At 35.1% G+C, this 22,387-nt stretch carries 16 protein-coding genes; 1 reads left to right on the top strand and 15 read right to left on the bottom strand.

Features of this window, described 5'->3' with window-relative positions; translation table 11 throughout:
• Positions 1-161: 161 nt before the first annotated feature.
• Positions 162-6,056, top strand: coding sequence for a T9SS sorting signal type C domain-containing protein (locus LNP81_RS04440; protein WP_230033731.1), 5,895 nt, complete (start codon positions 162-164; stop codon positions 6,054-6,056).
• Positions 6,057-6,125: 69 nt separating this feature from the next.
• Here the strand turns inward: LNP81_RS04440 and LNP81_RS04445 are convergent, their stop codons facing one another.
• The 15 genes from LNP81_RS04445 to LNP81_RS04515 form a co-directional block, all read right to left on the bottom strand.
• Positions 6,126-7,292: a beta-ketoacyl synthase N-terminal-like domain-containing protein gene (locus LNP81_RS04445; RefSeq protein ID WP_230033732.1), complete on the bottom strand. Its 1,167-nt coding sequence runs from the start codon at positions 7,290-7,292 to the stop codon at positions 6,126-6,128.
• Positions 7,293-7,426: 134 nt separating this feature from the next.
• The gene (gene bioA / locus LNP81_RS04450; protein ID WP_230033734.1) at positions 7,427-8,698 is read right to left on the bottom strand and encodes an adenosylmethionine--8-amino-7-oxononanoate transaminase; all 1,272 of its coding nucleotides are present in this window, start codon (positions 8,696-8,698) and stop codon (positions 7,427-7,429) included.
• A gap of 101 nt (positions 8,699-8,799) precedes the next feature.
• Entirely contained in the window at positions 8,800-9,417 is a 618-nt protein-coding gene (bioD, locus tag LNP81_RS04455; protein ID WP_230033735.1) for a dethiobiotin synthase, read from the bottom strand.
• 179 nt (positions 9,418-9,596) lie between these two features.
• Entirely contained in the window at positions 9,597-10,211 is a 615-nt protein-coding gene (locus tag LNP81_RS04460; RefSeq protein WP_230033736.1) for a hypothetical protein, read from the bottom strand.
• Entirely contained in the window at positions 10,201-10,704 is a 504-nt protein-coding gene (locus LNP81_RS04465; protein WP_078006758.1) for an RNA polymerase sigma factor, read from the bottom strand. Before LNP81_RS04465 ends, LNP81_RS04460 begins: the two co-directional genes overlap by 11 nt.
• Before the next feature lie 7 nt (positions 10,705-10,711).
• Positions 10,712-11,575, bottom strand: a complete 864-nt coding sequence (locus LNP81_RS04470; RefSeq protein ID WP_230033737.1) for a TraB/GumN family protein — start codon at positions 11,573-11,575, stop codon at positions 10,712-10,714.
• A 411-nt stretch (positions 11,576-11,986) separates the two neighbouring features.
• The gene (locus LNP81_RS04475; RefSeq protein WP_230033738.1) at positions 11,987-12,202 is read right to left on the bottom strand and encodes a GxxExxY protein; all 216 of its coding nucleotides are present in this window, start codon (positions 12,200-12,202) and stop codon (positions 11,987-11,989) included.
• Positions 12,203-12,429: 227 nt separating this feature from the next.
• On the bottom strand, positions 12,430-13,596 hold the full coding sequence (locus LNP81_RS04480; RefSeq protein WP_230033739.1) for an aminotransferase class I/II-fold pyridoxal phosphate-dependent enzyme: 1,167 nt from the start codon (positions 13,594-13,596) through the stop codon (positions 12,430-12,432).
• Between the two features lie 78 nt (positions 13,597-13,674).
• Positions 13,675-14,313 (bottom strand): NAD(P)-dependent oxidoreductase, encoded by a 639-nt coding sequence (locus tag LNP81_RS04485; protein ID WP_230033740.1) that lies wholly within the window; start codon positions 14,311-14,313, stop codon positions 13,675-13,677.
• 256 nt (positions 14,314-14,569) lie between these two features.
• A complete protein-coding gene (locus LNP81_RS04490; RefSeq protein ID WP_230033741.1) occupies positions 14,570-14,851 on the bottom strand; it encodes a hypothetical protein in 282 nt (93 codons plus the stop codon).
• Positions 14,852-14,905: 54 nt separating this feature from the next.
• Positions 14,906-15,169, bottom strand: a complete 264-nt coding sequence (locus LNP81_RS04495; RefSeq protein WP_147424175.1) for a hypothetical protein — start codon at positions 15,167-15,169, stop codon at positions 14,906-14,908.
• 274 nt (positions 15,170-15,443) lie between these two features.
• The gene (locus LNP81_RS04500) at positions 15,444-15,725 is read right to left on the bottom strand and encodes a F0F1 ATP synthase subunit delta/epsilon (protein ID WP_078006752.1); all 282 of its coding nucleotides are present in this window, start codon (positions 15,723-15,725) and stop codon (positions 15,444-15,446) included.
• 91 nt (positions 15,726-15,816) lie between these two features.
• Positions 15,817-17,328 (bottom strand): F0F1 ATP synthase subunit beta, encoded by a 1,512-nt coding sequence (gene atpD, locus LNP81_RS04505; RefSeq protein WP_047777068.1) that lies wholly within the window; start codon positions 17,326-17,328, stop codon positions 15,817-15,819.
• Positions 17,329-17,561: 233 nt separating this feature from the next.
• A complete protein-coding gene (locus tag LNP81_RS04510; RefSeq protein ID WP_230033742.1) occupies positions 17,562-19,127 on the bottom strand; it encodes a G-D-S-L family lipolytic protein in 1,566 nt (521 codons plus the stop codon).
• Positions 19,128-19,214: 87 nt separating this feature from the next.
• On the bottom strand, positions 19,215-22,031 hold the full coding sequence (locus LNP81_RS04515) for a carboxypeptidase-like regulatory domain-containing protein (protein WP_230033744.1): 2,817 nt from the start codon (positions 22,029-22,031) through the stop codon (positions 19,215-19,217).
• Positions 22,032-22,387: the final 356 nt, after the last annotated feature.

Raw genomic sequence — 22,387 nt, forward strand, 5'->3', positions numbered from 1 at the left:
CCTAAATTTTAACATTTTGATCTAGTCTCTGAGACAGGATTTTATGTGCAAAATTTGGTTGTAAAAAAGTCTAAATAGGAATATCGCACTTTCAAATTGAGCTGCCTTTTTTATTTCGCTTAATAAAAAAAACAAATTTAAATATAAATACCACCATTTGTATGATTCGAAAATTACTTTTGATTATTCGTTCTTTATTTTTAAAACCCGTTGATTTCTTTTCTGGAAAATTATTTATCCCAAGTGTGAAATTGCTTTGTCTAGGAATGTTTTTTGTTGTTCAATTTGGTTTTGGGCAAACAGTTCTTGTTGACAATGCTACATCAGGAGGAGGAAGCTATAGAATTCCCGCTGGAGTTAACAGTGTTAAAATAGAAGTATGGGGAGCCGGCGGCGGCGGCGGCGGATCGAGGAGTAATGGAAGAGGGGGCTCCGGTGGTGGAGGTGGTGGTTATGCTACTAAGATTATTACTGTAGTTCCGGGACAAATAATTAATTATACAATTGGAACTAGAGGAACTGGAGGAAATGCAACTAATGGCGCTGCAGGAACTAATTCAACGCTAACTCATACCCCATCGAGTTTATCATTGTTGGCGTATGGTGGTTCAGGAGGATTGCAAAATAATGCCACAACATTTTCAGGTGGTGTAGGAGGAGGAGCAACAGGAGCAGATACCAATGTAAGTGGAGATCTTAATCTGACCGGTGCTACTGGTGGTAGCGGTGGAGGAGTTCCCGCAGGTAATGGAGGTAATGGTGGAAATACTAGTAGTACTGGAGGTGCAGGTGCTACAAACGGCATAGGGACTGCTGGTGTTGTGCCCGGCGGCGGCGGCGGCGGCGGTGAATATAATGGTTCAAACATAGCAGGAGGAGCAGGTGCTAACGGAAAAGTAAAAATTACATCTCAATTAACTTATGTAGCCAAAATATTAGGAGCAACTTATGGTTCTGATACTTGGTGCTCAGGAGAAACAAGAACTGTTAACGTTGAGATACAAAATATGGGAACTGCTACCTGGACTGATAGCTCTCCAGACATTAATATTGGTGTAAAATGGAATACTAACGGTGCAATAAACGGAGCGGATTATTATGTCCGTACAGATGCTGGTAATCTGGCACCGGGAGCTAAGAGAATTTATAATATTCCATTTACAGCATCTAACAATGTGGGAGCGGGATATACTTCTAACCTCTCGACTGGAATAAATAATCTTACATTTGATGTTGTATCTGAACAAATTGCATGGTTTGCAGGTAATCTTAATGGTGTAGGGCCTGGAAATGTAGCCTTTACAACTCCAGACATAACAATAATTAATGTACCGGAAAATAAAACTATAGCACCTGTACCAACATCTCTTTGTTCTGGAAATAGTAGTAACATTACGGTTGCTTTGTCACAAGTAGGTGTTAATTATCAATTGAGAGATGCTTCAAATGCATTAATTGGTTCGGCAGTTGCGGGTACAAATGGAACAATTAATTTACCTACAGGGAATTTAACAGGAACTACAACTTTTAATGTATTAGCATCATCCTGTGGAAACTTAGTACAAATGCCGGGAACTGTTACAGTAACTGTAAGTCAGCCTCCAACTGTATCAAATGCAGGACCTGACCAAACAGCAAGTAGTTCCTCTTTTGTATTGGCTGCTAATACTCCAATAGTAGGTAGTGGAGTTTGGTCAGTCGTTAGTGGTCCAAATACGTCCACGAATCAATTTAGTAGTATTACAAATCCAGCAGCTACATTTAATCGAACAACAGCAGGGACATATATATTAAGATGGACAATAAGTAATGGTAGTGTTTGTAGCGCATCTATAGATGATGTCGTCATTGCAAATTGTGTGGGGAATCGAATTACTAATGGCGATTTTAGTAGTATACCTGCCACTTCCGGCTGGACATATGCTGTTAATTCAAAAGGTTCTACTGTTGAGGTTTTGAATGAAAGTGTCTATTTTCCTAATGGGAATAATGATAATACAGCAGAATTAGATTATGAGGCATCGCTAGGGCAATCTGTAACAGTTGTTCCCGGTGTTCCTTATACACTTAGTTTTCTGTATGCCCGTAGACCAAATGCTCCCGCTACCGTTGCAGTTGATATTAAAATAATAGAGGGAGGATCTACCACAGCAACAAAAAACATTACTACTACCGACAATAATAGCACTCCTCAACTAGGAACTTTTACGTTTACGCCAACAAGTTCTTCAATATTGATTGAGTTTTACAACTCTGCATCTACGATAGGGCAAACTTTAGGTTCTATTATAGATAATATAGTTTTAGTTCCAAGTTCTCAAGTTACTCCGGTTGCAACAACAATACCTAAAGGTAGTTATAAAACTTTAACAGCTTGTTCAGGTACTTCTGTTCAATTAGATGTAGAAAACGTTCCTGCTTCAGGTGTAACTTATTTGTGGTCAGGATCGTCCGCAGCAACATTCTCTTCAACGACTAGTAAAAACCCAACGGTGACATTTTCGAGTTCAGGGGTTGTTGAGAAAGTAACGGTAGTTACAACTACAACAGGTGGTTGTGCCAGTAATCCTTCAAGTACATATGTTAGGGTAAGTGCTCTTCCAACGGTTTTCAATGTTACCGGAGCAGGATCGTACTGTTTTGGCGGTTCCGGAGTTTCGGTTGGTTTGAATGCTTCAACTTCAGGTATTAGTTACCAATTGCAAAAGGACGGCGTTAATGTCGGAACTGCTGTTACAGGCCCAACATCAGGAGCAGCTATTAGTTTTGGTTCTCAAACTGCAGCTGGTACATATACAGTTGTTGCTAAAAATACTACTACTAGTTGTACTTCAAATATGAATGGAATAGTAATAATAAATCCTAAACCCGTAATATCAGACATAGCAATTACAGTTTGTAGTGGCACTTCTTTTACAGTTGTTCCTGTTAATTTCGGAAGCGTTATTGTACCAGCCAATACAACTTATAGTTGGGGGCTTCCATCCGGAGTTGGTTTTACAGGCGGAGCAGTAAGTTCGGGAACTCCATTAAATATTACAGGAAATTTAGTTAATACAACTATTGTTAATCAAACCGCAGTATATACAGTTACCCCAACCAGTTCTGGTTGTGCTGGAACTCCGTTTAAGGTAACCGTAACGATAAATCCTACTAATACAGCAGGAGTCGCATTATCTACTCCAACATTATGTATCAATGTACCTTTAACAAATTCAACTTATATAACGCACACGACTACGGGGGCAACTGGTATTGGTTCGCCAAGTAATTTACCATCGGGATTATCAGCAGCGTGGGCACCTAATAAAATTACTATTAGCGGTACACCAACAGCTTCAGGGACTTTTGCTTACACTATTCCATTATTAGGAGGTTGTGGTACAGTGAGCGCTACCGGATCTATGACAATAAGTCCAGCTACAGTTGGCGGTACAGCGGCAAGTGCTTCATGTTATACAACATCGTCAAATACGGCAACGATTACATTGTCAGGACACACGGGCAATGTAATAAAATGGGAGTCTTCTGCAGATAATTTTGTATCAACACCTGCAACAATTGCCAACACCTCTACAACTTTATCAGGAATTAATGTAAGTACTCCAACTTATTACAGGGCAGTAGTACAAAGTGGAAATTGTTCAGCCAGCAATTCATCTGTCGTAAAATTAGTACCAGGTATAGCACCAGCAGCAAATAATGCAACTTTACCAACATGTAATGGCTTTACCGCTAATTGGACTAAAGTAAATGAGGCTACATCTTATTTACTAAGTATTTCAGATGATAATTTTACCACTACTTTGTCTGGATATACAGATATTAATGTGGGGGATAATAGTGCGTTTTCTGTTACTGGCTTATCGCCAAACAAAACATATCAATATGCAATTAAATCCGTTTTTTCTTGTGGCAATTATGTCACACAATCTAATGTAATTGCGGTAACAACAGCTGATTTACCTATAACGGGCACATTTACAGGAGGTGCTCCGGTAATATGTGTTGGTTCATCAACAATATTTTCAAATTCAACTCCGGGTGGTGTTTGGTCTGTTACAAATGGAAGTGGTACAGCAAATATAACAACAAATGGAGCTGTAACAGGTGGAACAGTAGGTAACGTAACAGTTGTTTATACAGTAACTAACGGAAGTTGTTCGAATTCAATATCGAGAGCCTTATCAATTAATCCTTTGTTAATAAAACCAGAAGTAGGTGAAGTTATTGGTGTGGGCTGCTCAAATTTAGGAAGTGTAACTTTAAATAATCTTCCAACAGGAAATTGGACATTATATCAAACTGGTACTGCTTTAAATAGCTTTAATAACACAACGCTTTCTGAAACAAGTTATACCGTAACGGGCCTAGCGGTAGGAACATATTATTTTGCAGTAAACAATGGTACTTGTACTTCAGATCAAACAATTGCAGTTGACATTACTGATCAGACTTCAACAAGCTGGAATGGTACAAAATGGAGTAATGATCCTCCAACTCCTACAAAAAATGCGATAATTGAATCAGTAAACCCAAATCAGCCTTTTGCTACTGACGCGTTTGCATGTTCGTTGACAATTAATGCAGGTGTAGTGGTAACAGTTCCTACGGGAATAACCTTAACCATTACCAATGCAATAACTACAAATGGTCAACTAATTTTCGAAAATAATTCAAGCTTATTACAAAGCAACAATGTTGTGAATACCGGAAACATCACTTACAAGCGTACGGCCCTTAAAATTCGTCAGGCAGATTTCGTGTATTGGTCAACACCTGTTAAACCACAGCAATTACTTAAAGTTTCACCTGATACCAAGCCAGATCTGTTTTATTACCATCACGGTTCAGGTTGGATTGATGCTGATAGAAACGCCGATATGATTGTAGGGAAAGGATATATTATTCGCGGTCCTGAAACTTACTCCAATACAGATAAGGCTGACTATACTGCTTCATTTATCGGAGTTCCAAATAACGGAGACATCGTTGGAGAACCATTAACCGCAGGTAAATATCGATTAATCGGAAATCCTTATCCATCGGCTTTAAGCATAGATAAACTTATTCAGGGAAATACAGTACTAAACGGAACTGTTTATTTCTGGACACATAATACTGCTGTAACCCCTGTTGGAAACTATGATTATAACCCGAATGATTACGCCAGTTATAATCTTAGCGGAAGCGTAAGAACAAGTAAAGCAGCACTTACCGGTAACGAAAAGCCATCCGGTTATGTAGGGGCAGGACAAGCCTTTTTTGTCAGCGGACGTTTAGCAGGGCCTGTACTTTATAATAATTCGATGCGATTTGGGGGTACAAACAACAATCAGTTTTTTAAATCATCCGAAACATCAAAAGAAACCTCTATCGAAAAGAATCGCATCTGGCTTAATATGACAAGCTCAAAGGGAACTTTCAAACAATTATTGATTGGTTATATCGAAGGAGCAACCAATGCCTATGAAAATAAATTCGACGGAGTAAGTTTTGATGGTAATCCATACCTTGATTTTTATAGTATGGTTAATACCACTAAACTTGTAATTCAGGGTCGTGCTTTGCCATTTGTAAATACTGATGTTGTTCCGTTAGGATACAAAACATCTGTCGAGGATACTTTTACCATAGCAATAGACGAGGTCGATGGCAAAATGAGTAATCAGGCCATTTATTTAGAAGATAAAAAAACTGGTATCATCCACGATTTACGCTCAAGTGATTATACTTTTAAAAGTGCGAGTGGTACATTTACTGACCGATTCGTTTTAAAATATGCCAACAAAACATTAGGAACCGGCGATTTTGAAAATATCCAGGATGGAATTTTAATTTCAGTAAAAAATAAAACTATCAACGTTTTATCGTCAAAAGAAAACGTAAAAGAAGTTACCATTTTTGATATTACGGGAAAAACACTTTACAACAAAAATAAAGTTTCAAATACCGAACTTCAAATTCAAAACCTGCCATCGAGCAATCAGGTTTTACTGGTAAAAGTGACTTTAGAAAATGATTTTACTACGACTAGAAAAATCATATTTCAATAATATACAAACATCAATTTTAAAAAAAGACCATTCGCTACGAATGGTCTTTTTTTATTTATTAACTATAATTTACGCTTTCTCGATCAAAATACTTACGGCATTTCCGCCAAAACCCACGGCATTTACTAAAACTCTTTTTATAGATTTTGTTTGATTTTGTTTTGTTCCAAAAGGGACTTCGATAAAAGTATCGTGCTGAAACATTAGCAGCGCCAATTCTAAACTCAATATTCCGGAAGCTCCAAACGTATGTCCTATCTTCCATTTATTTGTGGTCGATAAAGGCAATTTAGAACCAAAAACTTTTTCAATGGCACGCAATTCGGTCATATCACCTTTTATCGTTCCAGGCGCGTGCATTACTATAACATCAATACTTTCTAAATCGACGTCTCTCAATGCCATCTTCATCGATTTCTGAAAACAAGTTGCTTCTGCAGAAATCGAAATGTTATGTTCTAAAATTTCTGTTGCATAACCAATTCCTGTAATAAAGGCAATTGCATTTGCTACTTCTCCAGCTTCCAGACAACAAACTGCAGCGCCTTCACCTAAAATCATCGTGTTTTGAGTCTTTTCAAAATCAAAAGCCAGGTTTGGCCACGAATCCTCTTCTTGATTAATTCTCGAATATATTTTTAAAGCACGCATTTGAGCAATCGTAAAATCGGTTAATGGTGCTTCACTTCCTCCTACCAAAAATTTATCAGCCATTCCTGCTTTCAGCCATGCAACTCCATTTAATAAGGCATGAAGAGCAGTAGAACACGTTATAGAATGAGAAATTTCAGGGCCATTACTTTGCAAATCATGCGCAATCCATGACGAAATATTCCCCAGAGTTGTTGTTGGAGAAGCTAAAGTTTGTGCTTTTCCGGTATCTAAATATTCTTTGTAATGTTTTTCGAATAAATCTGTAGCACCACGAGAGGAACCAATATTGATTCCGAAAACATCATCTGAATTCCATCCTGCCTGCTCAACCGCTTTTCGCGAAGCCGCTATCGCAAACAAAACCGAATCGTCTAAAAATTTATATTTAATATCTGATTCCCGTATTTCAGTAACAATTTGTTTCGATTCCGCGTCAAGAGAAGCCACCGAAGTTTCTTGCTGATCAAAAAACTGCTTCGAAAAACAATGTTGATTGTCGAGATATTTTTCCCAAACTCCTTCAGAAGTATTTCCTAAAGGAGAAATCGATGAAAAAGCTGTAATCGAGATTTTAGTATTCAATGTTGGATCTATTTAACCGCAAAGTTCGCAAAAGTTTATTTATAGCTTGCATTATTAGAATACAAAGTTCGCAAAGCACTAATTTTTAAATAAAGCTTACACTTTCTTATATCCCTTATATGGTTTAAAAACTATTAAACCATTTCAATCGCTTCTTCTATCGTTTGATATACTTTTTGAAGCTGTTCATTGGTCATGATATACGGAGGAAGAATATAAACAATATTTCCAACCGGGCGCAAAATGACTCCTTTTTCGATAAAGAAATTATAAAGCTTATTACGCATCGATCCGTAATAACTTTCTTCTGAATCTGATTTGATTTCGACTGCAAAAATAACCCCCAATGTTCTGGCTGTAATTACCTTTGAATGTTTTTCTATTTTCTTTTGAAAGATTAAATGGCTCGAATTAATTCTTTCAATATTAGCTTGCATTTCTTCGGTCTGCAACAAATTCATACTTGCCAATGCGGCTGCGCAACCTGTAGGATTCGCCGTAAAAGTATGTCCGTGAAACAAAGCCTTATTAATATCATCATCATAAAAAGCATCAAAAACTTCTTGCGTAAAAGTCGTAATCGCCATTGGGATTGTTCCTCCCGTTAAAGCTTTAGACAAACAAATCATATCCGGATTTTCTAAAACATAATCCATTGCAAACGTCTTTCCTGTTTTGCCAAAACCCGTCATCACTTCATCGGCAATGGTCAGGACTTTGTTTTCTCTACAAATTTTGATCAGTTTTGCCAATGCTTCCGGTTCGTACATCACCATTCCTGCTGCTCCCTGCACCAAAGGTTCAAAAATAAAACCGGCACAATTATTATTTTCAATAACATCCTTTAATGCATCAAAACTTTCCTGTTCTTTTCCTTTTACCGGAACCGGAATTCTCACTACATCTATAAACATTCCCTGAAAAGCCTGTGTGTAAAAAGAGATTCCGCTTGCCGCCATTGCTGCAAAAGTGTCTCCGTGAAAAGCATTTTCGAAAGCAATTATAGTAGTTCGTTTTTCATTTTTATTAAAAAAATATTGTAGAGCAACTTTTATCGCCACTTCAACCGCAGTTGATCCATTATCAGAAAAGAAGATTTTTTGCTGATTTTTAGGCAAAATCTCCATCAGTCTCTCTGCCACTTTTATCGCGGGCTCATGTGTAAAACCGCCAAACAAAACGTGTTCCAGAGTGGTTAATTGTTTGTAAATCGCATCGGCAATAAATTTATTACTGTGCCCAAACGGATTTACCCACCAGGAAGCAATAGCATCAATATATTCCTTTCCGTTTTCGTCCCAAAGCAATGCTCCTTCACCTCTGGAAATAGCGATTGAGGTTTGAGATGTTTTGTGTTGTGTATAAGGATGCCAAAGGTATTGGCTGTCTTTTTCTGTTAAAGTCATTTTATTTAGAATTATAGATATTAGAGTATAGAAAAAAGACTAAACCCAATAATTCAGACAAAGATAGGAAAGTCTATTTTCCTTATTCTATATTCATTACTCTACAAATTAAGTAAGTTATCTCTAAACAAATCGGCATATTCTTTAATTACATTTTGATCAAAATAGGGTTCTTCGTCAATTCTGCCAATACATTTTATTCCGGTTTTATTTAGAATTAAACTTTCTGTCGATTTATTTTCGCTTCCGCTAAAGATAATTCCTGAAACTTGAAAACCACGATTTCTAATTGCTTCAATCGTTAATAAAGTATGATTGATGCTTCCTAAATAATGCCTTGAAACCACAATAATTTTATAATCGGGTTGAATTAAATCGATAATGGTTTCACTTTCATTTAACGGAACAAAAATTCCACCCGCGCCCTCAATCACAAGATGATTATCTGTTTCAGGTTCCGCAATTTTATTTAAATCAATAGTAATTCCATCAATTTCTGCTGCCAGATGCGGACTTGCCGGTGTATTTAATTGATAACTATTTTCAAAAATTTTAGATTTTAGATTAGAGATTTTAGATTTGATTTTATGACTATCAGAATTGTCTAAATCTCCAGCCTGAATCGGTTTCCAATAATCAGCCTCTAAGGATTCAACAATAATAGAAGAAGCAATTGTTTTACCCACATCGGTTGAAATTCCTGTTACAAATATTTTCATAGCAAATAGACCACGGATAACACTGATTGAACAGGTTAAAGCGGATTTTTTTTTAATTAATTACTATCACCCAAAAGACAAATAATCTGTGTAAATCCGTTACATCCGTTTTATCAGTGGCCAATGGTGTAAAAATACCTAAAAAACAAAACCCATCATTACGATGGGTCTGATTGTTTTTATTCTTCTTTTAATTCGTCAATAACTTTTTTGATTTCTTTCGCATATTTTCCATAATAAAAACTCACCCACCACTCTGTCAAAACACCAATAAGCAACATTGTTATCATGAAAATTACCACTTTTAATACTAATTTTTCATTTTCAAAATTCCCATTTAAAATTTCGGTTGAACCAGGAGTTCCAAAAATCAAATAACCAGCCAGATAGATCATGAAAAAAGGAGCCAGTGCAAACGTAAAAGTTTTGTAAAGCTGCATATTAAGCCTAATATCATAATAGGTTTCATATAAACTGTCTTTCGTTGTTAATGCTGCTTTATCCAATCTCTTATAAAATAGAAAAAGCTTAGACAAATAGTAAATACTTATTGCCGCCACTATTCCGTATATAAAATAATAAGGCCCTACGAATTTTGAAGGAAATTCATGATATAGTGGCAAAAAACCTATAATGATCAAAGCCAGAATCTGTCCAAAAAGTTCTGTGCGCAAATTTTTCCTAATTTTTTCCAAAGGCATATTTGCTGATTGTATTTTTTCTAAATTATCCGGAACAACAACATTATCTGTCTTTTCGTTATTCCATGCGTTTTGTATATCGTTAAAATCCATATCCTTGATTTTTTATTATTTCTTTTAATTTTTCTTTTGCTCTGTTTAATTTCACCCTTGCATTGCCTTCAGATATTCCCAAATTTTCTCCTATTTCTTTATGAGAAAAACCTTCCAGCTGATAGAAAATGATTGCTTTATCTATTTTCTCCAATTTCTGAACCGCTTTATAAAAATGATCGATCTGACTTTCTTTGATATGAGAATCTCCCTCATCGTCTTTGATGTTTTCTGAGGCGATTTCGTATTTATCAACCTTTCGTTTTTCTTTCTTTAAAAAAACAATCGCCGTATTTACTGCAACGCGATACATCCAGGTCGAAAACTGACTTTCGTTTCTAAAAGAATCATACGATTTCCAGAGCTGGCAAACAATCTCCTGAAACAAATCCTGCTGATCGTCATGATTGTCCATGTACATTTTAGAAACTTTGTAAAGTATTCCTTTATGACTTTCGATCCTTTTTAAAAATTCTTGTTCTTTCTCTTTCAAAACGATACTATTTCGTTACTGGTTTTACTTTATATCCTGCTTTTCTCAATAAATTAATTACTCCTTCTTCACCTGGCAAATGCCCTACACCAACTGCTACAAACAAACTTTCCTTTTTCATCATTTCGGGCATTTTCTGAGCCCAATCTTTATTGCGGTCATCAAGTATCCATTTTTTGGCATTTTTAGTCATCAACTTTTCGTTTGCAAGATCATTATAAACATTCATGACATTTTCTGCTTTATAATCTTCTACCATTTTCTTCGTTTCGGCTTTACTAAAATCTTCCACAGTCTCAATTAATTCTGAATCTGTATAAGCATTTACCAACACATTTGTTTGCTTTTTTACGGTTTCGAAACCTCCAATACTTTTATTTTCTTTTTTAGCCAAATCTATAAAATCTGATTCATATGATTTTAAGGTTTCACAGTCAAATGTTTTCATAGAGATAAAACCCATAATAGCAGATAAAGTAAAACCGTCTAAGTGCTTAATTTTTAGACCGGTATTTTTTTGTAAAACGGCATCTAATTTCGACAATTGTTCCGGCGATAATGTCTTACTTAATGGTTCTGAAGCAATACCTGCTTTTTGCATATCGGCCATTTCAATTGGATCAGCTAAGTTGATCTCTAAAATTAGTTTATCTGATTTCTGAAATGCATTTTTTGTTTTTTCTGCCATAAAATAATCCGTTGGGCAGATACCATGAATTGTTCCGTAAACATAAGATGGTTTTGAAAGTCCGTTTCCTGAAACCTCCCATAACAATGAATTTTCTAATTTTGGAGATTTTGTTTGTCCATGAATTGTACCGCTAAAAACTAAAGCGATTACTGCTGCTACTGATGTAAATAAATTTTTCATTTTGTTGATTGATTAGTATTATTGATTGATTTGATGATTAAAACTCCCGTTATTGTTTGCTGTATTTTTCACTTTTTATCCATGCCAAAGTTGCCACAAGCAAACAAACAATTATTATAAAAAAATGAGGATAAGGCTTACCATACAAATGATGGTTTATTACAGAAAAGATTACTTGAATTGTTGTTAAAAAAAGCAATACATTACAGATGAATCTTTTTACTGAAGTGATTATAGTTTTCATAATTATTTTGGTTTATTTGATTACGACTCGTAAGTGATCAAACAATCAAAACGTTACAAAATAATTTAAACTTTTTTATAGAAGTGAGGAAATACGGGTAATGAGAGTAGTCTTTTTTTAGAATACTTATAAAATTGGCCACAGATTAAAACGGATCAAACTGATTGTCACAGATTTTTTATATTAGATTTTCTGTTATTTGTATAAATTAATCTTTTAAAATCTGGGCTTTCGCCAAAGTTTAAAACCAACCCAACTTCTATATTTGTTGCTTTTAAATAATTCATCAATTGAGCTACGTGTGGACTTATAAGATGTTCACATGCCTTAAGTTCAATAATTATACAATCCTCAATTAGTAAATCAGCATAAAATTCACCCACTAATTGATTTTTGAAATATATTTAATTTGTTTCTGAGCTTCAACTTTATATCCTTGCGATTTTAATTCAAAGTACATTGCATTTTGCTATACTTTCTCCAGAAAACCATAACCAAGTTGATTATAGACATCATAAAAAACTTGTAGAATTGGTTTTGATATTTCGTTATGCAATAGATCTTTCATCATAATCCGCGTGAACCCATTTAACCCGTTTTCATCCGTGGGCTAAAATACGAAATTTCCTAACAATTCAAGAACCTGATTTATTTCTTCTTCAGAGTTATAACTATGAATACAAAACCTCAAACGTTCCTGTCCTTCGGGAACAGTTGGCGAAAGAATTGCTTTTATATCAAAACCTTTATCTTGTAATTGTTGTGCCAATTGCTTTGCATTTTCGTTACCGGGAACAATGGCAGATTGTATGGCCGATTTACTTCGAACAAACATGGGTTTTAATCCTAGCAAGTTTTTCTGCTGATTGAATAACACAATATTTTGACGTAATTTTTCGATTGTTTCTTTCTCAATTTGTAATTGCTGATACGCTATCAAAATTGTGGCAACAGAATGTGGAGATAATCCGGTTGTATAAATAAAACTTCTGGCAAAATTTACCAGATATTCTTTAAGATCTGTACTTCCTAAAATAACAGAACCATGACATCCCAAGCCTTTCCCGAAAGTCATAATTCTCGCAAAAATTCTATTATGTAATTGAAGATATTGCGTCAAACCTTCACCCTTTTCTCCAAAAACACCTAAAGTATGTGCTTCATCAACGACTAAATAACAATTGTATTTTTCAGAAAGCGCAACTAATTCTTCTAAGTTCGGACTATCGCCATCCATAGAAAAAACAGTTTCTGTAACAATGTAAATGTTAATTGGATTTGGACCACCAAGACCTGTGATAGAAGATTGGAATTTAACAATAAGCCTTTCTAAATCTTCAAAATCATTATGGTTGAATTTATACGATTTGGCATTCGACATTACAATTCCGTCACGAATAGAAGCGTGACTTAATTCATCATATAATATAACATCATTTCGCTGCGGTACAGCGCTAAAAAAACCAACATTGGCATCGTAACCCGAATTAAAGATTAAAGCCGATTCAGCGTCATGAAACTCTGCTATAAACGTTTCTGCTATTTGATATAATGAATGATTGCCTGAAATCAATCGGGATCCCGAAGCACCATTCTGAAAAATTTCATTTTCTAATAAATAAGCATGAGTCTGTTTAAAAATAGATTCCGATTTTGAAAACCCAATATAGTCATTAGAAGAAAAATCAACTAAATTATTAAACACAGGCAATTTTCTAAGCGAATTATTCTGCTTACGATTTTCAAGCTTTTGAATAAGGTTTTTGGCTAATTTCATAAAAGCAAAGTTATGAAATAGAAGTTGATATTAAATAAACAGCGGGTTTGATAAGCCCGCTGTTATTTAACTTATTTTTTAAATCGCGCTTATAAATGGTGATTGCCTGCTAAATTTCGAATCGATTATTTCCTGAATCATAAAATCTGCAATGTTAAAAGCACTAATTTTATCTCCCAAACAATCTTCTAAATTTACTGAAATTTCAGTACTTACATTGGTAAATTCAATAAAAGGAACCCGAATCTGTGTCCAATCTATGGCACTTTCGACTAATAAATCATAAGCTTTTTGTCGGTCTTCCTGAATTAAAGGAAAATTGGTTTTCATCCAATCTGTTGCCATTTGAGTTTTGGTACTTTTTTTATCGAATGGCGTATCAATGTTTAATCCGGCTAATAAAACATAACGTTCGATTCCGTAATCGCTCATTACTTTCAGAATATTATTTGTCGCTGAACTTGCAACAAGTGGTTCGTCTTTTCGCTGACCAACGGTACTAATTACAGCCTGACAATCTTTTAGTAATAATTTTATAGATTCGATATCAAGCGCATCGCCTTTAATAATTTCGATTTGTGAACTTTGAATGGTAAAATTCTTAGGATGTCGCAACAGAACTTTTATGCTCAATCCTTTTTTCAATAACTGCTTTACAATGTAATTTCCAGTTCTTCCTCCACCGCCCAATACGGCAACTTTATATATAGTTTTCATTTGTATTCTTTATAAAATTTGACATAGATAATTTCATCTTATCAAGATGATAAAACGAAATAATAAAAGCTTACTGAGCTTTTATAAACAATCAATATTTTATAAAGAGATTTTAATAGTCCAAATATAAAACAAAAAAGCCATTCAACTGAATCAATGGCTTTTTCATTTATTTTATAATTTTTAAATATGATGTTCTTACACAATTGATTAAATTATCAGGAAACACTCTATTTATTATAATTTTTTATTAGTACTAAAAAATTGTATAGGTTACAGAATTAACTGTGGTACTTTTGATAGTATAGGTAGTACCTACTGGCAATCCACGCTGAACGATATCACGTTCGATAGGAATAAGCGGCGATTCGCAACAGCTATTCCATGGAATTGTATAGGTAGCACCAAATGCAGCATTTACCTGAACTTGCTTTTTATTGGCAATTGAAGGTTGAGCGGCATCACTAAAACTTTTAGAGAACGACATAGTTCCAAAACCTAATGCTAATACCAGCATCGCTAAAAAAACTTTTTTCATAATAAAATTATTTAAGTGTTACTATTATAAATGCTTTATGTCTACTGACTTGAATCAATTCACTTTATAAGTTACAGTGGTACTTGTAGTACTTAAAATAGTGTAATTAGTAGGCGGAAGTCCACGTTTAATAAGATCTCGCTCAACCGCACTAAGTGGCGACTCACAACAAACTCCTAACCAGGGCGCTGTATAAGTTGTACTAAATGCAACATTTACAACATCAACTCTTTGTTGATTTTTTATTGAAGAATTAGCAACATCATTAGAACTTGTAGTCAACGACATTGTTCCAAAACCTAATGCTATTACTAGCATTCCTAAAAAAGCTTTTTTCATAATAAAATATTTAAGTGTTAATATACTTACAAATGTAGTATGTATATAGAAAAATACTTACACATTTTTTATTCTATTTTTATCTTTTTTGTTAATTTCTCACATTATCATTATATAATATTGCCAAACCCGAAAGGACATTAAAAAATTAACTAAAAACAAAACACTTTCACAAGCAGATAACATTACTACAGAAAGCATAAAAAAAGCCAGACATCTCTGTCTGGCTTTTCACTTATTTATTTGAATTGTCTTAGTCAACTAAAACAATTACTTTATTGTCTTTCATCTCGATAGTTCCTGACTCAATCTCTAATGTATAAGTTTGGTCGTTTACTCTCGTAAATTTACCCGCTACTTCTTTAGAAAGATTAAAACTTGGCGCTGCAATTTTTACAGTTCCTTTTTCTAAAATAGAAACAATAGGAGCGTGATTATTCAATATTTGAAAGCTTCCATCAACTCCAGGTAACGTAACCGAAGTTACTTCTCCCGAAAATAATTTTGCTTCTGGTGATACTATTTCTAAAATCATAATTTTTGAGTTATGAGTTATGAGTTATGAGTTATAAGTTCGGTAAAGCTTTGCTAAACTCATAACTCATAACTCATAACTTAAAACTATATTAAGCTTCAGCCAACATTTTTTCTCCAGCTTCGATAGCATCCTGGATAGAACCTTTCAAGTTGAAAGCTGCTTCCGGAAGATGATCTAACTCACCGTCGATAATCATGTTAAATCCTTTGATAGTATCTTTAATATCAACCAAAACTCCAGGAATACCTGTAAATTGCTCCGCTACGTGGAAAGGTTGAGATAAGAAACGTTGAACACGACGTGCTCTTGATACTGATAATTTATCTTCTTCAGATAATTCTTCCATACCAAGGATCGCAATAATATCTTGCAATTGTTTGTATTTTTGAAGAATCTCTTTTACTCTTTGTGCACAGTCGTAGTGCTCATTTCCTAAAATTTGAGGAGTCAAAATTCTTGAAGTAGAATCTAACGGGTCAACCGCTGGATAAATACCTAGCTCAGCAATTTTACGAGACAATACAGTTGTTGCATCTAAGTGAGCAAACGTTGTTGCTGGTGCCGGGTCAGTTAAATCATCCGCAGGAACGTAAACCGCCTGTACAGATGTAATAGATCCTTTGTTTGTAGATGTAATACGCTCTTGCATCGCTCCCATCTCTGTTGCCAAAGTTGGTTGGTATCCTACTGCAGAAGGCATACGTCCTAAAAGTGCTGACACCTCAGAACCTGCTTGTGTAAAACGGAAGATGTTATCAACGAAAAACAATACGTCTTTACCTTGATCAGTTCCAGCTCCATCACGGAAATACTCAGCGATAGATAATCCTGAAAGTGCTACACGGGCACGAGCTCCAGGAGGCTCATTCATTTGTCCGAAAACGAAAGTAGCTTTAGACTCTCTCATTCCTGGCATATCTACTTTAGATAAATCCCATCCTCCATTTTCCATAGAGTGCATGAAATCATCACCGTATTTAATAATTCCTGACTCTAACATCTCACGAAGTAAGTCATTTCCTTCACGTGTTCTTTCTCCTACTCCTGCGAATACAGAAAGTCCACCGTGACCTTTTGCGATATTGTTGATCAACTCCTGAATCAATACAGTTTTACCAACACCTGCACCACCAAACAATCCAATTTTACCTCCTTTTGCATAAGGCTCGATCAAATCGATTACTTTAATACCTGTGAATAAAACTTCTGATGAAGTTGATAAATCTTCAAATTTAGGAGCTTGTCTGTGAATAGACAAACCGTTTTCTCCTGTTTTTGGCAAGTTTCCTAAACCATCAATTGCATCTCCAATTACATTGAATAATCTTCCATATACATCTGGACCGATTGGCATTTGGATTGGATTTCCAGTTCCAACTACTTCATATCCTCTTGACAAACCGTCTGTAGAGTCCATAGAAATGGTACGCACAGTGTTTTCACCGATGTGAGATTGTACTTCTAGAACTAACAATGTTCCGTCTTTTTTAGTGATTTCTAGTGAATCATAAATTTTTGGAAGTTCAACATCCTTACCGTTGAAAACTACGTCAACTACTGGTCCAATGATTTGAGCAACTTTTCCTATTACTTTTGACATTACTTATGTATTTATTAAATAGCTATTTAGGTTTATCGAAAATACCTCTTTTTTCAAAGCGCAAAGATAATTTTTTAAAATATAAAATCAATATTTTTTTTATAAAAAATACTACGATTTTGTTTGATTCATAAATCTAAGGCTTCAAATATGCAAAATGGCATTTTTTAACATAATAAAAAAAAGCCACTACATGTTCAAAATGAGTGGCTTTTATATTAAAAAAATTAAAACTATTGAATCGTTAATGGATATTGAATAGGATATGTCCCCAAATCTACATGACGCAGCGTCGAACCATATTTTGCATTGATGGCATCTATGAAAATATTAGCAATCAAACCATACCCTCTTGGGCTAGGGTGCACACCGTCAAGCGAAAATGCACCTCCAACTGCATACGAAGAAGTCATTGTGAAATTTCCGAAACGAATTCCTCCGCTGGACAATTTAGTCATTACCCCTTTTGTATCTACAAAAGCCAATCCTTTTGCCTCTGCAGCAGCTGCAATTATTACATTGTAAGCATCTGTTGCTACTCTAATTTCTTCAATTTCAGTCGGAATCAACACATGCTTATCTTGTAATGGAAATGATATTCCAAATGCATTTAATGGATATGGAGGAGCAATCCCTACACCAGATTCATCAGCTTTTGGCGCTTTACCTATAGCATTCCTTGTCGTTAACAATATCAAATCTGTAGGCTTTGCTTGTCTCGCCTGACCAAATATCGCTCCGTAAAAACCTGCTGTCTGCGCTCCTAATGTTGGCGTAAATATTTCTGCCAACTTGGTAGCCAGATTAGGCAATGCCTCATCTTTCATTAGCACTGGGCTCGTAGAAGTTTCAGATAGCAAATTAATTCTGTCTCCTGCACCAAGAGCTGTTAAGGCCGCTTTTAGCGGACCATATAATTGTGCATTAAGCAACTTAATCGTAGCCAGACCAACTACTTCATTTTCTAAACCAATTGATTTTGCCGTAAGCGGATTATAAGGCACTGTCGTAAAATGCGGTAATGTTGTAATGTATGGTAAATTAGCAACCACTCCTTTTGCACCATTTGCTGTTAAAGTATTAACAAGAGTATTATATGCAAAATTAAAAGTTGCCGTTGGCGTAATATCATCTCCTAAAACAGGATCCTGAGAAGTAGGCACACCACCATTTGTAGCATAACCCAAAACATCGTTACCTCCTATAAACAAAGAAAAGAATGTAGGAGCCTGAGCCATAGCATCAGCCAGAATACTTGTAGTAGGCGAAGAAGAAAAACGTGCAAAATATGGATTTGCTGTTGCAGGTGTCGCAAAAACACCGGCAAGATTACCGTATCCCGGAGCTAGTAAATGAAAACTTTTAGCACCCGGAATACCCATATTACTAAAAGAACCCGTTAAGCGTGCAGTTATCGCCGTACCGGAAACTCCCGGAACATTTACAGGGCTTCTTGTAACAGGCTCAAAAATATACCTTGTTGGAAATTTAGCAATCTGAGCACCTCCAGAAGAAAATCCACCAATATTATCCAGCATGTAAGGAGTTGTGAAAGCACCTCCGCCAGCAGCAGCAAATTGCTGCGACAATATATTAGTATATGCATTACTCTGCCCTTTTGCAAACAACGCTCCATCACTGTAACCTGCGGCAAAAGAATCTCCAAGCGCTACATATTTAGTAAAAACCGCAGATCCCGGAACAACCGGCACCTCTACAGGCTCATCATTACTATCATCATTATTACATGCTGCAACGATTAAAGAAACCAAAAGCAGCCATTTTATATTTTTTTTCATGTTGTTAACTTTTAAATTATTAGCTCTTTCTTATTTAATGAATCACAAAAAGAAAGAAAAACATTTTGATTACATCATCATTTTCATTTAAGGATTAATCACCCATGAAGCAAACCACATTTGACCAATCATACCTGCACCAACTACCTGAAGATAATCTTTTCCAAAAAGATTTGTTGCCCCAACTTTAATAACAGATTTCAATTTTGGAATACCATAATTAATCTGAGCATCAAGAACTGTATTTTCCGGAATCATACCATCCCCAAAAGAAGACTGCCATAAATATTCCGTATTCCATCTTACATTAATATTGAAGCCTAAGTTTTTAGTCACTTTAGCATTTCCAAAAGAACCTTTGATTCTATGTTTTGGAGTATTAAATCCAGCAACAAAACTTGGATCTTCTGTTTGATCAAAATCAAATTGAGCATAATTATAGTTAACTCCTAATTCAAAGTCTTTATATACTTTTTTAGACAAACCAACCCCAAAACCTAATGATGTAATTTGAGCAGAAGTATTAGTATAAATTTGATACACTCTTCTGTCTCCAAAAGCCAAAGCAGCATAACCTAACTGAACACTAGGATCTGTAGAATTAGTCCCCGCTGTTCCATAATAAGGAGTAATCACTCTTGAAGTATTCATAAAGTCATTATAAATATTGTAGTAAGCATTGATATCAATCGACAAATCATTTTGCACTACCGTACGATATCCTACCTCAAAAGCGTGTACTTGCTCTGGTTTTACCAGGCTAGGATTTGCAACTTTAAGATCAGCAGGGTTTGAAGAAGCCGCAAATGCCTGAACAGAAGCTAATGTATATGAATTTTCATAAGCGCTACGACCTGACAAGTTAACTGTTGGCCCTATATTCGCACCCGGTATAGCCTGACCAGCCAGACTCACAGGTTGAGTTTCCTGAAAACGATCTAAATTGTCTCTCGCAGAACCCACTAATGCAAAAGGCCCTAAATCTAAACCAATGTATTGATCCTGAGTTGTTGGATTACGAAAACCTGTTTGATAAGATGCTCTGAAATTATGTCTTTTTGATTCCCCTGCAGAATAAACAAAAGAGATTCTTGGCGAAACATTACCATCAAAATTCTGGCTTTTGTCATAACGAATAGATCCTGTAAACTTCAATCTGTCGTCCATCCATTTTTTTTGCAATTGAGCATACGCTCCATATTCTTTATATTCGATTGGACCATCATAATCTGTAAAGATTGTTCCTTCTGAATCCATTATATATTTTCTCCATGAACCACCAACCTGAATTTCAGCAAATTTGATAACATCTCTCAAATTATAATTTACATCTGAATGATATAATTTTGAATGATCGATAAATTTAGCTCCCTGAGTTAAATCAGGATTAGAAGTAACTGTCGCCAGTGCGCTATTGAATTGCGGAGAACCAGGTTCAAACCTTGCCGATCTTGGAGCACTTGGATTAAGCGGATCAATATTTGGTACCAATGGTAAGTTTGGCGAAACATTATAGTCTGCAAAATTACGCGCATAATTAGAAGCATCCGTTGCATTAAGACCAAGTACAGCCGAAGACAATTGATAAGCCGTTCCGTAATCTGTAAACCAGTTTTTATCTGATTTTGCCAATCTGTTCACATTCCATCCGGCAAATCTCATATCATAAGAATTTCCAGCATCTTCACTTGTAAAATAAACTCTTCCAAAAAAGTTCTTTCCTTTTATTTCAAATTTCCCTTGTTGCATCAGGAAATCTTTCAAAGCATATCTGTTTGCTCCTTGATAAATTGTACTTCCTGTACCAATTTTATATTGCAATATAATTTCAGTATCATCTGCCCACGGCTTTATATGAGCACTAAAATCGGCCTTCATACTTTGCACTTTATTATCAGTCAAATCCTGCTCACGATATCCCGTTCTACTTACTTGCCCAACATTCGGAATAAAAGTTGTAACCTCATCTCCATATATATTCAATCCATCATAATTCGGATTATTAGCATGCCCAACAGAACCACCGGTCATACTTCTTGTATCGGCCGCAATCCATTCAGAAGCTTCCATGTAGGTAAAATTCGCTTTCATTGCAAAATGCTTGGTAAACGCTTTTGCTGCCCTGATTCCAAAATCATTGTAATCATTTGTTCCGGCAGCATTCTGACTTGTTTGCCCGTATTTATAGTAAACACTTATTCCTTCATTAGTAAAAGGACTTTTACTAGTCATAAACATAATACCATTAAAAGCGTTCGCCCCGTATAATGCAGAAGATGCCCCAGGCAAAAGCTCAACACTAGCTACATCAATATCAGAAACACCAATTAAGTTACCCAATACAAAGTTCAGGGCCGGTGATGAATTATCCATTCCGTCAACCAACTGCATAAAACGTGTATTTGCTACTGTAGCAAAACCACGCGTATTTATCGATTTAAAAGAAATACTACTGGTATTAAAATTAACCTCTTTTAAATTTTCTAAACCATCATAAAAAGTAGCTGCTGTTGTATTTTTAATTTCCTGAAGCCCCATTCTTTCAATAGTAACCGGAGATTCAATCACACGCTCCGGAGTTCTTGAAGCCGAAACAACAATTTCATCTAGCTTTGTTTCTTCATCTTTTAAAACCACATTGATTTTTTGGTTTACCGAGGTGACATTAATTGTTTTACTTTCAAACCCTACTGCCGAAACCTTAATCGTAAAAGGAAGTTTAGCCGAAGTATTTAATTTAAAAGAGCCATCAAAATCAGTAGAAGTTCCGGTAGAGCTTCCTACTAAATTAATATTAGCACCAGGAATAGATTGTTTGTTACTATCAGTAACAGAACCAGTAATTGTATTCTGCGCAAAGGATATTCCGCTGAAAAACAACATAATTAGCAAATACACTCTCATTTGGATTTGTTTTTGGTTAGTTTATATAGCCAAAATACAAATATTTTTGATATTAATAAAAAAATGTTAAAAAAAATAAATATTCTATATAAATTTAGTTACAATTTTAACTTTTCATCAATTACATTTATTAAATTAAAATCAAATTAATCATATAGATTTATCAAAATACTATGCATACATATAATTTTTATGCAATTTTTTAAGGATTTAGTAAAAATAGCAAGTGCGAAAAAATAATCTGACAATAAAAAAAATGAAGATTAAAATCCCCTCTTTTTAACATATTCCTTCTTTTGATCAAACAAAAACAATAAAGCAATATTCAACAAAAACAATTCACTCATAGCCACAAA

Source organism: Flavobacterium piscisymbiosum (assembly GCF_020905295.1).
Classification (GTDB): Bacteria; Bacteroidota; Bacteroidia; order Flavobacteriales; family Flavobacteriaceae; genus Flavobacterium; species Flavobacterium piscisymbiosum.

Bases quoted from the DNA above. Each gene is read 5' to 3' on its own strand.
- LNP81_RS04485 (WP_230033740.1), bottom strand. From the start codon at position 14,313: ATGAAAACTATATATAAAGTTGCCGTATTGGGCGGTGGAGGAAGAACT.
- LNP81_RS04470 (WP_230033737.1), bottom strand. From the start codon at position 11,575: ATGAAAAATTTATTTACATCAGTAGCAGCAGTAATCGCTTTAGTTTTT.
- LNP81_RS04500 (WP_078006752.1), bottom strand. From the start codon at position 15,725: ATGATTTTAGAAATAGTATCACCAGAAGCAAAATTATTTTCGGGAGAA.
- bioD (WP_230033735.1), bottom strand. From the start codon at position 9,417: ATGAAAATATTTGTAACAGGAATTTCAACCGATGTGGGTAAAACAATT.
- LNP81_RS04495 (WP_147424175.1), bottom strand. From the start codon at position 15,169: ATGCTAGTAATAGCATTAGGTTTTGGAACAATGTCGTTGACTACAAGT.
- atpD (WP_047777068.1), bottom strand. From the start codon at position 17,328: ATGTCAAAAGTAATAGGAAAAGTTGCTCAAATCATTGGACCAGTAGTT.
- LNP81_RS04490 (WP_230033741.1), bottom strand. From the start codon at position 14,851: ATGAAAAAAGTTTTTTTAGCGATGCTGGTATTAGCATTAGGTTTTGGA.
- LNP81_RS04510 (WP_230033742.1), bottom strand. From the start codon at position 19,127: ATGAAAAAAAATATAAAATGGCTGCTTTTGGTTTCTTTAATCGTTGCA.
- LNP81_RS04460 (WP_230033736.1), bottom strand. From the start codon at position 10,211: ATGGATTTTAACGATATACAAAACGCATGGAATAACGAAAAGACAGAT.
- LNP81_RS04440 (WP_230033731.1), top strand. From the start codon at position 162: ATGATTCGAAAATTACTTTTGATTATTCGTTCTTTATTTTTAAAACCC.
- LNP81_RS04515 (WP_230033744.1), bottom strand. From the start codon at position 22,031: ATGAGAGTGTATTTGCTAATTATGTTGTTTTTCAGCGGAATATCCTTT.
- LNP81_RS04480 (WP_230033739.1), bottom strand. From the start codon at position 13,596: ATGAAATTAGCCAAAAACCTTATTCAAAAGCTTGAAAATCGTAAGCAG.
- bioA (WP_230033734.1), bottom strand. From the start codon at position 8,698: ATGACTTTAACAGAAAAAGACAGCCAATACCTTTGGCATCCTTATACA.